General features: G+C 70.4%; 9 protein-coding genes. 4 read left to right on the forward strand and 5 right to left on the reverse strand.

Translation table 11 applies throughout. From position 1 onward, the window contains the following. Positions 1–74 precede the first annotated feature (74 nt). Complete coding sequence (locus ACO2Q3_RS09805; protein WP_423306380.1) at positions 75–1,385, forward strand: DUF5690 family protein; 1,311 nt, start codon at positions 75–77, stop codon at positions 1,383–1,385. Between the two features lie 111 nt (positions 1,386–1,496). Continuing rightward, positions 1,497–2,060 carry an HD domain-containing protein gene (locus tag ACO2Q3_RS09810; protein ID WP_423306381.1) on the forward strand — a complete coding sequence of 188 codons (564 nt, stop codon included), beginning with the start codon at positions 1,497–1,499 and terminating at the stop codon, positions 2,058–2,060. Here the strand turns inward: ACO2Q3_RS09810 and ACO2Q3_RS09815 are convergent. Continuing rightward, positions 2,051–3,031 carry a LysR substrate-binding domain-containing protein gene (locus tag ACO2Q3_RS09815; protein ID WP_423306382.1) on the reverse strand — a complete coding sequence of 327 codons (981 nt, stop codon included), beginning with the start codon at positions 3,029–3,031 and terminating at the stop codon, positions 2,051–2,053. The genes ACO2Q3_RS09810 and ACO2Q3_RS09815 overlap by 10 nt on opposite strands. A gap of 249 nt (positions 3,032–3,280) precedes the next feature. On the opposite strand from ACO2Q3_RS09815, the gene ACO2Q3_RS09820 reads away from it, so the two are divergent. Then, positions 3,281–5,965, forward strand: a complete 2,685-nt coding sequence (locus ACO2Q3_RS09820) for a TonB-dependent receptor (RefSeq protein ID WP_423306383.1) — start codon at positions 3,281–3,283, stop codon at positions 5,963–5,965. 70 nt (positions 5,966–6,035) lie between these two features. After that, a complete protein-coding gene (locus ACO2Q3_RS09825) occupies positions 6,036–8,036 on the forward strand; it encodes a tetratricopeptide repeat-containing sulfotransferase family protein (RefSeq protein ID WP_423306384.1) in 2,001 nt (666 codons plus the stop codon). 7 nt (positions 8,037–8,043) lie between these two features. On the opposite strand, the gene ACO2Q3_RS09830 is transcribed toward ACO2Q3_RS09825, so the two are convergent. From ACO2Q3_RS09830 to ACO2Q3_RS09845, 4 genes are all read right to left on the reverse strand, one after another. Further along, positions 8,044–9,123, reverse strand: coding sequence for a phosphotransferase (locus ACO2Q3_RS09830; protein WP_423306385.1), 1,080 nt, complete (start codon positions 9,121–9,123; stop codon positions 8,044–8,046). Continuing rightward, on the reverse strand, positions 9,120–9,479 hold the full coding sequence (locus ACO2Q3_RS09835) for a YybH family protein (RefSeq protein WP_423306386.1): 360 nt from the start codon (positions 9,477–9,479) through the stop codon (positions 9,120–9,122). The genes ACO2Q3_RS09830 and ACO2Q3_RS09835 overlap by 4 nt, the downstream gene beginning before the upstream one ends. A gap of 14 nt (positions 9,480–9,493) precedes the next feature. Further along, entirely contained in the window at positions 9,494–10,726 is a 1,233-nt protein-coding gene (locus ACO2Q3_RS09840) for an FAD-dependent oxidoreductase (RefSeq protein WP_423306387.1), read from the reverse strand. Between the two features lie 123 nt (positions 10,727–10,849). After that, complete coding sequence (locus tag ACO2Q3_RS09845) at positions 10,850–12,934, reverse strand: phosphocholine-specific phospholipase C (protein ID WP_423306388.1); 2,085 nt, start codon at positions 12,932–12,934, stop codon at positions 10,850–10,852. Positions 12,935–13,165: the final 231 nt, after the last annotated feature.

Genomic DNA, 13,165 nt, shown 5'->3' on the forward strand with positions numbered 1-13,165 from the left:
GTCCGGACCATCGCCTGGAGCAGCGGCATGCGACATCGGAACGACGCGGAGCGCCCCCGCCGGACGAGCGCCCGATGACGGCCGCCGCCGCCGCGCCGCCCGCCCCTTCGCTGTCCGGATTCAGCGCCTGGCTCGCCCGCGCGCCGGCGCCGGTGTTCGCCGCCTACGCCGGCAGTATGGCGTTCGGCGCTTATTTCGCCATGTACGCCTTTCGCAAGCCGTTCACCGTGGCCAGCTTCGCTGCCGCCGCGCCGTTCGTCGTGCAGTACAAGATCGCCCTGGTGATCGCCCAGGTGCTGGGCTACGCCCTGTCCAAGATCGCCGGCGTCAAGGTGATCTCCGAGACCCCGCCGCACCGCCGCGCGCTCGGCATCGTCGCCCTGATCGGCGCCGCCGAGGTTGCGCTCGTGCTGTTCGCGCTGATCCCCGCGCCCTGGAACATCGCCTGCCTGTTCGCCAATGGCCTGGCGCTGGGGATGATCTGGGGGCTGGTGTTCGGCTTCCTGGAGGGCCGGCGGCTGTCGGAGGTGCTGGGCGCGATCCTCTGCGCCAGCTTCATCGTCTCCTCCGGCGTGGTGAAGTCGGCCGGCAAGGCGGTGATGCTGCGCGGCTGGGCCGACGAGTACTGGATGCCGGCCCTGACCGGCCTGCTGTTCGCCCCGCTGCTGCTGGCGTGCGTGGCGGGGCTGGCCGTGCTGCCGCCGCCCAGCGCCGAGGACGAGCGGCTGCGGGTGGCCCGCGCGCCGATGGACGGGCCGGCCCGGCGGGCGATGTTCGCCGCCTTCGCCCCCGGCCTGGTCGCCCTGATCGTCGTCTACGTGGGCCTCACCGCCCTGCGCGATTTTCGCGACAACTTCGCCGCCGAGATCTGGAATGGCCTGGGATTCAAGGACGATGCGGCGATCTTCTCACTGTCGGAACTGCCGGTGGCGGTGATCGTGCTGGCGACCCTGTCGCTGGTGATGTTCGTGCGCGACAACCGCCGCGCCTTCCTGGCGAACCTGGGCCTGGTGGCGCTGGGCCTGGCCCTGGCCGGGGCCTCGTCGCTGGCCTTCCAGGCGCGCTGGATCGGCCCGATCAGCTGGATGATCGCCCTCGGAGCGGGGCTCTACCTGGCCTACACCCCGTTCAACGCCCTGCTGTTCGACCGTTTCATCGCCGCCAGCGGGCGCACCGGCACCGCCGGCTTCCTGATCTATGTGGCGGACGGCGCCGGCTACGCCAGTTCCGTGGCGCTGCTGATCGCGCGCAATCTCACCGGGCTGAAGCTGTCTTGGATCAGCTTCCTGGAGATGATCTCCTACGTCCTGGCCGTCGCCGGCCTGGCCCTGGTCGCCGGCGCGTGGCTGTACTTCCGTCGTCGCCTAGAGCCAGCCGTCTTTTGATGGAACCATCAAAAGGCGATCAGCAGGCTCGCCTCTTTAAGTCTACGAGCACGATTCAGCCTCTTGTCGATTCCGACAAAAGCCATCGTGCTCTTGCGGAGGATCGGATCGTTGCCGCGCCTGTCCAGCCTTGACGACCTGGCCGCGCTGTACGCGGCGCGGGGCGGCCAGACCTACGGCGAGGGGGTCACCCAGCTGGAGCACGCCGTGCAGTGCGCGGGGCTCGCCGAGGCGGCCGGCGCCGCGCCCAGCCTGGTCGCCGCCGCCCTGCTGCACGACGTCGGCCACCTGTTCCTGGAGGAAGCCGAGGCGACGACCGCCGCCCAGGATGATCGTCACGAGATCACCGGCGCGCGCGCCCTGTCGGCGCTGTTCGGCCGGGCGGTGCGCGGACCGATCGCCCTGCATGTGCCGGCCAAGCGCTGGCTGTGCCTGCGCCAGCCCGGCTACCTCGACGCCCTCAGCCCCGCCTCTGCGGCCTCGCTGGCGCTGCAGGGCGGACCGTTCGACGAGGGCGGCGCGGCGGCGTTCGAGCGCAAGCCCTATTGGCGTCAGGCCGTGGCCCTGCGCCGCTGGGACGACCTGGGCAAGGACCTGGAGCCTTGTGGCCGCACCTTCGCGGACTTCGCGCCGCTGCTGCGGTCGTTGCAGCGGGACCAGCCGCCTCAGGACTGAACGGAGAGCTGCGGCTCCGCCGAGCGGGAAGCTTCGGGGCGGCCCGGCGCCGACACGGCGCGTGGCGCCGGCGCGTGCAGCGGCAGCGGGCTGAGCGCCTTGAGGGTCTGCGCCGCCGTGAGCACGGCGCGCATCATCGCCGTTCGCCGCCGCTCGACCCGGCCCACCAGATAGCCGGTCAGCTGCGCGCGCTCCCCCTGGCGGTCCGGACGCACCAGCGCCAGGCGGGTGTCCGGCGGGCAGTCGCTGGAGAAGAACAGGCTGACGCCCATGCCCAGCGCGATGGCCTCGCGAATCGCCTCGCGGCTGTGCAGCTCCATCACCTGGGCGGGAAACACCCCCGCCGAGGCCATCAGAGTCTCCATGGCCGCGCGGGTCTTGGAGGCGGGCTCGCGGATGATCACCCGCTCCTCCGCCAGGGCCGCCAGCGGGAACACCGGCGAGCGGGCCAGCCGATGGCCGACCGGCAGCACCACCTGCAGATAGTCGGCGAAGATCGGCTCGTAGAAGAACTGGCCGTCCATCGCCGGGTCGCTCAGGATCGCGACGTCGACCTTGGCGTCCTGCAGGCAGCGCATCGCGTCGCCGGCGTTGTCGATGCGCGCCTCGACGACCATGTCCGCGTGGGCCTGCATCAGCGCCTGCGCCAGCCTGGCAGCGTACACCGGCGAGTCGGCGCCGATGCGCACCGAGCCCGAACCGGTGTCGATCCGGTCGTCGAGCAGTTCGTCGATCTCGTCGGAGGTGGCGAACATGCGCTGGGTCAGGGCGAACAGCTCCCGCCCGATCGGGGTCAGCCTCAACGGCGGACGGCGGCCCTCGAACAAGACCGCTTGATGACGGTCCTCCAGCGCCTTGATCTGCTGCGACAAGGTCGGCTGGGCCACGTTGAGGCGTCGCGCGGCCCGGCTGAAGCTGCCTTCCAGCGCTATGGCATGAAAGGCGCGCAGATGTTGGTGATTAACCGCCAATATAAAGCGCCACGACTAACGCTCATTATACAGAGCAGTCTGCCGATTATGCGCCGGGTCAATTGCAGTTTTATGACACCGCGACCGTGTATAGGTCCGACCTATAAGACGCTTCACATCTAAATATTTGCCCTGCCGAGGGGCATTCACCAGGGTCCGCCACGCCTGCCCGACAGCCCGCGACCCGGTGGCTCCCAACCCCCGCCGGCCGCGCGCGGCTGTGCCCGGGCCAAGAGGGGGACAAGTGTCATGAGAGTTCGGCTTACGGTTTCATGTGCGGCGGCGGCGCTGCTGAGCGGCCTCGGCGGCGGGACGGCGTTCGCCGCGGCCGCGGACGTCGCCGCGGACAACGCCAACACGGCCATCCAGGAAGTCACGGTCACCGCTCAGCGCCGCGAGGAGACGGCCCAGACCGTGCCGATGACCGTCCAGGCCTTCGGCAGCGAGACCATCAAGCAGCTGAACATCACCACCCTCGACGAGATCCTGCGCTACACCCCAAACGTGGTCTATTCGGCGCCGGGGGCCGGCCAGGGCCAAGTCTACATGCGCGGCCTCAGCACCGGCCGCGCCGGCGAGCAGTCCTACGCCACCGTGGGCAACTTCCCCAATGTGGCGGTCTATCTGGACGAGCAGTCGATGCAGTTCCCGGGCCGCAGCCCGGACATCTACCTGGCGGACATGGAGCGGGTCGAGGTCCTGGAAGGCCCGCAAGGAACCCTGTTCGGCGGCGGCGCCCAGGCCGGCGCCCTGCGCTACATCACCAACAAGCCGCGCTTCGACGAATTCGAGGGCAGCGTCGAGGGCAGCTACGGCCTGACCGCGCACGGCAGCCACAACGACAGCATCGTGGCGATCGGCAACTTCCCCATCATCGCCGACAAGCTGGCGGTGCGGGCGGTGGTCTACGACGACCGCCAGGGCGGCTACATCGACAACGTGCCCAGCACCTTCACCCGCAACGAACAGCTCGACAACAACACCTATATCGGCGTGTTCCCCACCGGCGGCTTCTGCCCGGACGGCGGCCGGCCGAACCCCAGCACCGGCTTCTGCCTGCCGGCGCACACCACCCAGGCCAACAACTTCGCCCTGGCCAGCAAGGCGCAGAACCCGGTCACCACCACCGGCGGGCGCGTGTCGTTGCGCTGGAAGCCGGCGACCGACTGGGACGTGCTGATCACCGAGAGCATCCAGAACCTGGACGCGGAGGGGCTGTCGACCTCCTATCCGCTCGGCTCGGACCAGCAGGTGCTCAAGCCGCTGGAGGTCACCGCCTTCGTGCCGACCTACAACCGCGACAAGTACGAGAACACCGCCTGGACCGTGAACGGCAAGGTCGGCCAGTTCAACCTGATCTACACCGGCGCCTACACCGACCGGCACGTCACCCAGCAGAACGACTACACCAACTACTCGCGCACCCTGTACGGCCAGTATTACGAGTGCACCGGCGGCAACAACGGCGGCTTCGGCGCCGGCCCGGGCGTCCCGGCGCAGTGCTATTCGCCGGTCACCTACTGGCACGACAAGGTGCACTCCACGCACCTGAGCAACGAGGCGCGGATCAGCACCCCGTCGGAGTGGCGCCTGCGCGGCGTGGCCGGCGCGTTCTACGAGCAGATGCGCATCTATGACGTGATGGATTTCGACTACAAGACCATCCCGTCCTGCCAGAACCCCTCGATCCTGGCCGCGGCCCTGGCCGGCGGCGCCCCCTGCGTCGGCAACGACGCCCCGGCGCCCGGGTCGACCATGAACGAGCCCGGGGTCAAGGGCGACATGGTGGGCTACGGCGACGACACCCAGCGCGGCTACAACCAGACCGCCGTCTTCGCCCAGCTGGACTACGACATCATCCCCAAGGTGCTGACGATCACCGCCGGCTTCCGGCACTACAGCTACGACGAGTTCGAGACCGGCTCGATCTACCACACGGCCACCAACTGCCTGAACGTGCCGGTCTGCCCGGCCAAGGCCAACATCGACGCCGAGCACCTGAAGGTGAACTACTCGGGCTTCTCCAGCCGCTTCGGCATCCAGTGGAAGCCGACCGACTCGATGATGTTCTACTACACCTATTCCGAGGGCTTCCGGCCGGGCGGCTTCAACCGCTATTCGGAAATCAAGGCGCCGCTCACCGCCGGCGGCAAGGACTACCAGTTCGCCAAGCCCGTCTCGTACGCCCCAGACACCCTGGTCAACCACGAGTTCGGCATCAAGTCCGAGCTGTTCGACCACCGGGTGCAGCTGAACCTGACCGGCTACCACATGATCTGGAGCGACAGCCAGATCGCCCTCTACCAGCCCTGCTGCCTGGGCAATTCGACCTTCACCACCAACGGCGCCAGCTACCAGATCAACGGCGTCGAGGCCCAGTTCATCGCCCGGGTGACCGAGCAGCTGACCTTCCAGGGATCGGGCGCCTACAACGACAACCGGCAGATCAATTCGCCCTGCCTGATCAGCAACATCCCCACCTCGCCGACCTTCGGCAAATGCATCACCACGGTGAAGGGGAACGCCTATCCGAACCCGTTCGGCGTGCAGGGCGGCATCTCGGCCTTCTCGTCGAAGCTGCAGTTCAACCTGCGGGTCCGCTACGACTGGACGCTGGCCAACAACCTCAAGGCCTGGGTCAGCCTGGACGGCAGCTACACCAGCACCCAGTTCAACGAGCCGGAGAACTACATCTCCGGCAACGATCCCTCGCAGGCGGTGCCGACCACCACCTACCTGCGCTACGAGATCCCGGCCTACGGCACCATGGGCGCCTCGATCGGCCTCAGCCGGGATCGCTGGCGGGTCGAGCTGGTGGGCGCGAACCTGCTGAACTCGCACGCCCCGACCTTCATCTCGTCGGGCCAGTTCATCAAGGCGGAGGTGCCGCTCCGTCCGCGGACGGTGAACATCAAGGTCAGCGAACGGTTCTAGTCGTCACATAACGTCTCTAGAGCAGCCTGAGGGGCGGGTGGAAACGCCCGCCTCTTTCGCGTCCTGAGCCATGCAAGCCCTCGCCAAGTCCCCCACCGAACTGGAAGTCGGCCGCCTGCGGCAGCTGCAGCAGGGTGGGCGCCATGCCGAAGCCCTGGCCGGCGCCCTGGCGCTGAAGGCGAGCGTGCCGCAGAACCGCGACGTGCTGCTGCTGGCCGCGACCAGCCAGCGCTGCCTCGGCCAGGTCGATGCGGCGATGCAGACCCTGGACGAGCTGGAGCAGGTCGCGCCGCGCTTCAGCCGGCTGCATCAGGAACGGGGCATGGGCTTCGTCGCCCGCCGGGACGCGCCGAACGCGATCCGGAGCCTGCTGATCGCGGTGAACATCAATCCTGCCCTGCCCGCCAGCTGGAACATGCTGGCCGGGCTCTACCGGATGACCGGCGACGCGCAGAACGAAGCCCTCGCCGAGGCGCACGTGGAGACCCTCAAGGTCCTGGCCCCGGAGGTCGTCGCCGCGACCTCGCACTTCTCCGACGGCGACGTCGGCTTGGCCGAGCAGATCATCCGCCCCTACCTGCGCCGGCACGGCGACGATCCGGAAGGCATGCGCCTGCTGGCCAGGATCGGCATCGAACTGGACGTGCTGAACGACGCCGAGGCCCTGCTGGAAGGGGTGCTGGCCCGGCTGCCGACCTATCACGCCGCCCGCTACGACTACGCCCAGACGCTGATCAGGCGCCAGAAGCACGCCGAGGCCCGCGCCGAGGCGCAGACCCTGCTGGCCCAGGATCCGGCCAATCCGGACTACCTGACCCTGGCGGCGACGGCCGAGGTGGGCCTGGGACAGAACGCGCGGGCGCTGGCGATCTACGAAAGGATGCTGCAGCTGCAGCCGTCATCGTGGGACGTGCCGCTGTGGATGGGCCACGCGTACAAGACCATCGGCCAGATCCCCGAGGCGATCGCCGCCTACCGCGCCGCGGCCGCCGCCCGGCCGGACTTCGGCGACGCCTACTGGAGCCTGGCGAACCTCAAGACCTATCGCTTCACCGACGAGGAGCTGGCCCGCATGCGCGCCGGGGAGGCTGCGCCGAGCACTGCCCTCACCGACCGCCTGCACCTGTGCTTCGCCCTGGGCAAGGCGCTGGAGGACCGCGGCGAGCCCGAGGCGTCCTGGGCGTTCTACAGCCGCGGCAATGCGCTGAAGCGCGCCGAGAGCCGGTATGCGCCCGAGATCATCGAGGACAACACCGCCCGCCAGAAACAGGTCTGCACCCGCGCCTTCTTTGCCGACCGCGCCGGCTGGGGCGATCCGCGCCCGGACCCGATCTTCGTGCTGGGCCTGCCGCGGTCCGGCTCGACGCTGATCGAGCAGATCCTGGCGTCGCATTCCCAGGTCGAGGGCACCCTGGAGCTGTCCAACGTTCAGCGCATCGTGCTGGACCTGCAGGGGCCCGAGCCGGAGGGGAGCCAGCCGCGCTATCCGCACGCGCTCGGCCAGCTTTCGCCGGACGCGGTGCGCGCGCTGGGCGCGCGGTACCTGGAAGAGACCCGCGCCTACCGCACGGACCGGCCGTTCTTCATCGACAAGATGCCCAACAATTTCCGCCACATCGGCCTGATCGCCCTGATGCTGCCGAACGCCCGGATCATCGACGCCCGTCGCGATCCGATGTCCTGCTGCTTCTCCAACCTCAAGCAGCTCTACGCCCAGGGCCAGGAATTCACCTACAGCGTCGACGATATCGCCCGCTATTACCGTACCTATCTCGAGCTGATGCGGCACTGGGACGAGGCGCTGCCGGGCCGGATCCTGCGGGTGCAGCACGAGGACGTGGTCGACGACCTCGAGGGCAGCGTGCGCCGCATCCTCGACCATTGCGCCCTGCCCTTCGAGCCAGGCTGCGTCGACTTCCACAAGACCCGGCGGGCCGTGCGCACGCCCAGCGCCGAACAGGTCCGCCAGCCGATCTTCCGCGACGGCCTGGACCAGTGGACCCGCTACGAACCCTGGCTGGACGATCTGAAGGCGGCCCTCGGCGACGCCCTGGTCCGCTACCGCGACTAAGCCCTCCTCAGCCGACCACCCCGTGGTCCCACATGTGCTCGGCCGCGCTGCCCAGCATCTGCAGGAACATGCGGTCGCCGCGCTCGGTCTGGGTGACGATCATCGCCGCGAAGAAGGCGGTGGCGAACAGCAGGTAGGCGCCGCGGGCGTAGTGGCGCCTGAGGTCGGTCATGGCGTAGCCGGTGACGCCGAGACTGGTCAGGGTCTGCAGATACAGCCCCAGCAGGTCCGCCTCGTGCGCGCGGCGCACCTCGGCCGGCAAGGCGCCCGCCAGGAAATAGGCCACGTCCGTGGCGCCCGCGCCGTAGGAGAACGACTGCCAGTCCAGCACCGTCACCGGACGGCCGCCGGCCGGGGTGGCGAACATCATGTTGTCCGGCCGGAAGTCGTTGTGCGTCAGGCAGCGGGGCCCGTCGTGGCCGCCGCCGAACTGGGTGAAGCGCCGCGACAGCCAGTCTCCGGCTTCGATCCAGCGCGGCTCGAGCCGGCCATCGTAGCGCGCCTTGAAGCCCTCCCACAGCGCGGCGACCATCTCGTCCTGCACCATGCTCGGCGGCGCGGCCTTCGAACCCTGCACCCAGGGGATCTGGTCCAACCCGTCGTCGCCCCAGTGCGAAGCGTGCAGCCGGGCGGCCTCGACCACCACCAGGCGCGCCTGGTCCAGGCTGACGCCGGCCAGCTGGTCGCCCTGTTCGGCGGGGGCGAGGTCCTCCATCATCAGCACGAAGTCGGAGGTGGCCTCGTCGACGTCGGCGAAATAGCAGCGCGGCGTGGCGATCAGCGCCTTGGGCGCCAGCTGCTGATAGAAGCGCACCTCGCGCAGGTAGTTGCCCAGGGCGACGCCGGTGTTGCGGCTCTCCTCACCCGCCGCCGGGAACTTGCCGACCAGTGAGGCGGGGGCGGCGTCACCGCCGCGTTCGTAGTCCAGCCGGAAGCGCACGCTGTCGCCGATCTGGCCGGTGCCCACCCCCTTGGCGGTGAAGTTGCCGACCACGGCGTCGACGCCGGCGGCCTGCAGCACCTGCGTCAGCCAGCGGGCGTCGACCGCCTCGGGCCGGCGGATGTCGGGAGCCGATGAGCCGCTCATGCGCCGCCGAGCATGTGGATGTAGACCTCGTTCAGGGCGATGCGGTCGCCGTCGAGGATCACCAGGTCGAAGCCGCGCATGCGCCCGCCGCCGGCGATGTCGCAGTACCAGCGCCCACAGAAGCCGCCGGGGATCGGCCAGACCTCGTCGGGCGCGTAGGTCATCGCCGGGGTGCTGGCGAAGAGCTGCGTCAGGTAGGGGCGCAGGGCCGCGTGGCCGGTCAGGCCGGCCGGCGTCTGAGGGTCCTTGAACACGCAGTCCTCGGCGTAGAAGCCGCAGAGGGCGTCGACGTCCTTGGCCGTCCAGGCTTGCAGCCAGCGGGCGTTGTAGTCGGCGATGTCGACAGTGGCGGTCATCTTCAGGTCTCCGCTCAGCCGCCCAGCACCCGGGCGCGGTGCTCCTCGGTGAACATTTCCGGCGGCAGCATCTCCGGCCCTGCCATCACCCCCAGGCCGTGCGCCTTGAGGCTGGGGTCGGCGGCGCCCCGTTCGAACAGGCTGCGCCGGCGCTCGGCGGCGGCCTCGCCGAACTCCATGTCCACCGCGGCCTGCAGCCCGGCGATGAAGCGCAGGCGGCGCATGCGCTCGGCCCGTTCCTGGGCGTAGCTGGAGAAGTCGACGGCGCGCCAGTCGTCCGAGGCCTTGAGCAGGTCGCTGACGATGCGCACGTCGCGATAGGTGATCGACAGGCCCAGCCCCAGGATCGGGTCGTTCCAGCCCGCGGCGTCGCCTACCAGCACCACGCCGGGCGCGAACGGCTCGTCGGTCCAGCTGTCGGCGTTGAAATAGCTGAACAGTGGCCCCGCGGGCTCGCCGGCCACCAGGGCGGCGTTGCCCGGGCTGCACGCCATGGCGAAGGCGTCCAGGAACCGCCGCGCCCCGTCAGGGCCCTTGAAGCGCTGGGCCTGGTCCAACGGATAGCCGCCGTAGACCCGCACCCGCCCCTCGCCCTGCGGGAAGGCCAGGAAGCCGAAGTCGCCCTCGGTGCCGATCGCCTGCAGGGTCGGGTCCCAGCCCTCGACGCCATCCACCAGCAGGCCGGCGAACCAGTGGTGCGGCTTGTCCTGGTGCAGGACGATGCCGGCGGCCTCGCGCACCTGCGAGGTGCGCCCGTCGGCGCCGACCAGCAGGCGGGCGTGCGCCTCGACGGTCCGACCGTCGTGCTCGTAGACCACCGTCGGATCGGGCCCGCCCGTGGCCGACATCACGTTGACGCCGCGCAGGGCGGTGGCCCCCGCCGCCTTGGCGGCGTCGAAAAGGGTCTGGCAGTGGATCGGGTGGCGCAGGCACAGCGGCCCCGGCACGCCCTCGCGGAAGATGCCGAGCGGCAGGGCCGTCGCCTCGGCGTCCTCCGGGGCGCGGGTCTCGTCATAGGTGACGTGGCGGGTGATGTGGTGGCCGCCGGCGGCCATCAGCCGGTCGTAGAGCCCCAGGCGCTGCACCTCGGCCACGCCCCAGGGCGCGATCCATTCGCCCCGCACCTTGTCCTGATAGACGTCGGTGGCCTCCAGCAGCAGCACCGACCGCCCCGCCTCGGCCATCACCGTGGCCAGGGCCGAGCCGCCGATTCCGCCGCCGACGATGACCAGGTCGTAGGCCTGCACGTGTCGCTCCCGCGATTGCCCGCAGCGTCTGTCGCGCCGCGTGCGGTCACCATCGCCGCGCGGCGCGGCCCCGTCCAGTAGCCGCCACGGAAGCCTTGCGTCGGGTCAACGCGGCCGGCCGGCTCAGGCGGAGGCGGGGCGGCTCCACGCCAGAGCGGGGTCGCTGCGGCTGGGCCGGCCGGTCTCGATATGGCCGGCGAAGCGGCGCAGGAAGCCGGCGTCGCCCGCCACGCTCACCGTGACGTCGTACCAGTGGCCATGCGGCGCCAGCGGCCACGACAGCGTGGCTTTCGCGCCTGGCGCCAGTCGTGCGGTGCGGACCTGGCCGCCGTAGGCGTTGACCGCCCGAACCGCCACGGGCGCGGGACCGCTGTTGGCCACGTCCACGCGCAGGACGCCGCCCACGGAGTCGCGCAGCCGTGCGGAGAGGGGCTCGGCGCCCGCGCCGCCGAACTGCCGCAGAAACCCGTTCGGGCCGTGCAGGGTCAGGTCGTAGGCGCTCTCGATCGGCAGGCTGTCCGTCAGGCTCTTGCCGGCGTCCACGGCGTAGAACCACGGCCCCGGCCCGCCCGCCGCGGCGGGATAGAGGGCAAAGCCGGCCCCCGCGGCGCCAGTGTTGGCGATGGTCAGGGCCAGCGTCCCGCCCCGGCGTTCCATCCACGCGTCGAAGGCGTAGGGCAGCGGCCGCGCGGGCCGCGCGCCGGGCTCCTGCGACGGCAGGGCCTGCGCCTGGGCGGGCGCCTTCGGCTCCGGGAGGGCCGATTGCGCCGTGGCGCGCGCCGGCAGGACCGACGCGTCCGGCAGCGCGGCGCGCGGGCCGCGGTCGGGGGCGGCGAAGTCGAACACGCTGGACAGATCGCCGGTGACCGTGCGCCGCCAGGGGGTGATCTGCGGCTCAGCCACCCCGAACCGCGTTTCCAGCAGGCGGATCACCGACGTGTGGTCGAAGGTCTGGGAGTTGACCCAGCCGCCCTTGGTCCAGGGCGAGACCACCAGCATCGGCACGCGCGGTCCGAGGCCTACCGGCACGCCGTGGTAGGTCTCGCCGTCCAGCGCCGCGGTGCTGCGTCCAGGCGCGCCGCCGGTCGGTGGGACCAGCGGCGGCATGTGGTCGAAGAAGCCGTCGTTCTCGTCGTAGTTCACGATCAGCGCCGTCTTGGCCCACACCTCGGGGTTGGCGGTCAGGGCCGCGATCAGCCGGGCGGTCAGGTGCTCGCCCGCGGCAGGCGTCGCCGAGGGGTGTTCGCACAGCTTGTACGGGGGGACGATCCACGACACCTGAGGCAGGCGGTCGGCGGCCACGTCGCGGGCGAAGGCGGCGACCAGGTGCTCGCCGTCAGAGGTCTTGGCGTTGCCGGCGTTGGCGCCGTCCGCCCAGGCCCGTCCGCGGTCGAACAGCGGATGGCCCGGACCGACGCCACGGAACGTCTCGAAGTACGCCAGGGCGTTGTCGCCGTAGTTGTCGAACTCCTGGTAGACCCGCCAGGAGACGCCGGCCGCCTGCAGCCGCTCGGCGTAGGTCGGCCAGCGATAGGCGGCGAAGGCCTTGGCGTCGTTGGCCGGATCGGCCGTCTCGTTCAGCTCGTCGGGCGGATTGGCCACCACCTGCGGGCCGTCGGCGCCCGCCGCCAGGCCGCTGGTGCCGGTGAACAGGAACATCCGGTTGGGGTTGGTCGGTCCGAAGATCGAGCAGTGGTAGGCGTCGCAGACGGTGAAGGCGTCGGCCAGGGCGTGGTAGAAGGGGATGTCGGCGCGGGTGAAATAGCCCATCGTCAGGTCGGTCTTGGCCGCGATCCAGGCGTCGTGCCGCTTCCAGAGGTCGTGGCTGCCCTTCCAGCTGTGGTCCAGGCTGTGCAGGCTCTGGGCGCGGGTGGCCGCCGCGTCGAGGTGGAACGGCGTCACCACCTCCGCGGAACCGGGCGAGCGGGGCTGGTGGAACACGTTGGCGCCGCCCGGCAGCCGCAGCGGCCGGGGATCGGCGAAGCCGCGCACGCCGCGCAAGGTCCCGAAATAGTGGTCGAACGAGCGGTTCTCCTGCATCAGGATCACCACGTGCTCCAGGTCGCCGATCGTGCCGCCGCCTCGCCGCGCCGGCAGGGCCAGCGCCCGGTCGATGGTCCCCGACAGCGCCGAGCCTAGCGCCGCAGCGCCGGCCGCCTTGAGGAATGTCCTGCGTTCAGCGCCCCGATCCGCCCCCTGTCCCGCCATCGTTCCGCCCCCAAACGCGTCGCAAGCCGCCTCTATGCGGACCGATCTTGAAGCCCTTGCGACAGTCCCGCCAGCGCCCTCTTTCTGCGCTGGCCCCAGACCAGGGTATCGGCCGCCGCGGCGCGGGGCGACAAACGCCGCTTCGGTTCTCCAAGACCGGCGGCCCCGCGCAGCCGATAGCCGCCACAGCCGAAGCGCCAGCCTCGCGCCCTTTTCCCTGCAGGAGCCGAC

Source organism: Caulobacter sp. KR2-114 (assembly GCF_049446115.1).
GTDB lineage: Bacteria > Pseudomonadota > Alphaproteobacteria > Caulobacterales > Caulobacteraceae > Acaudatibacter.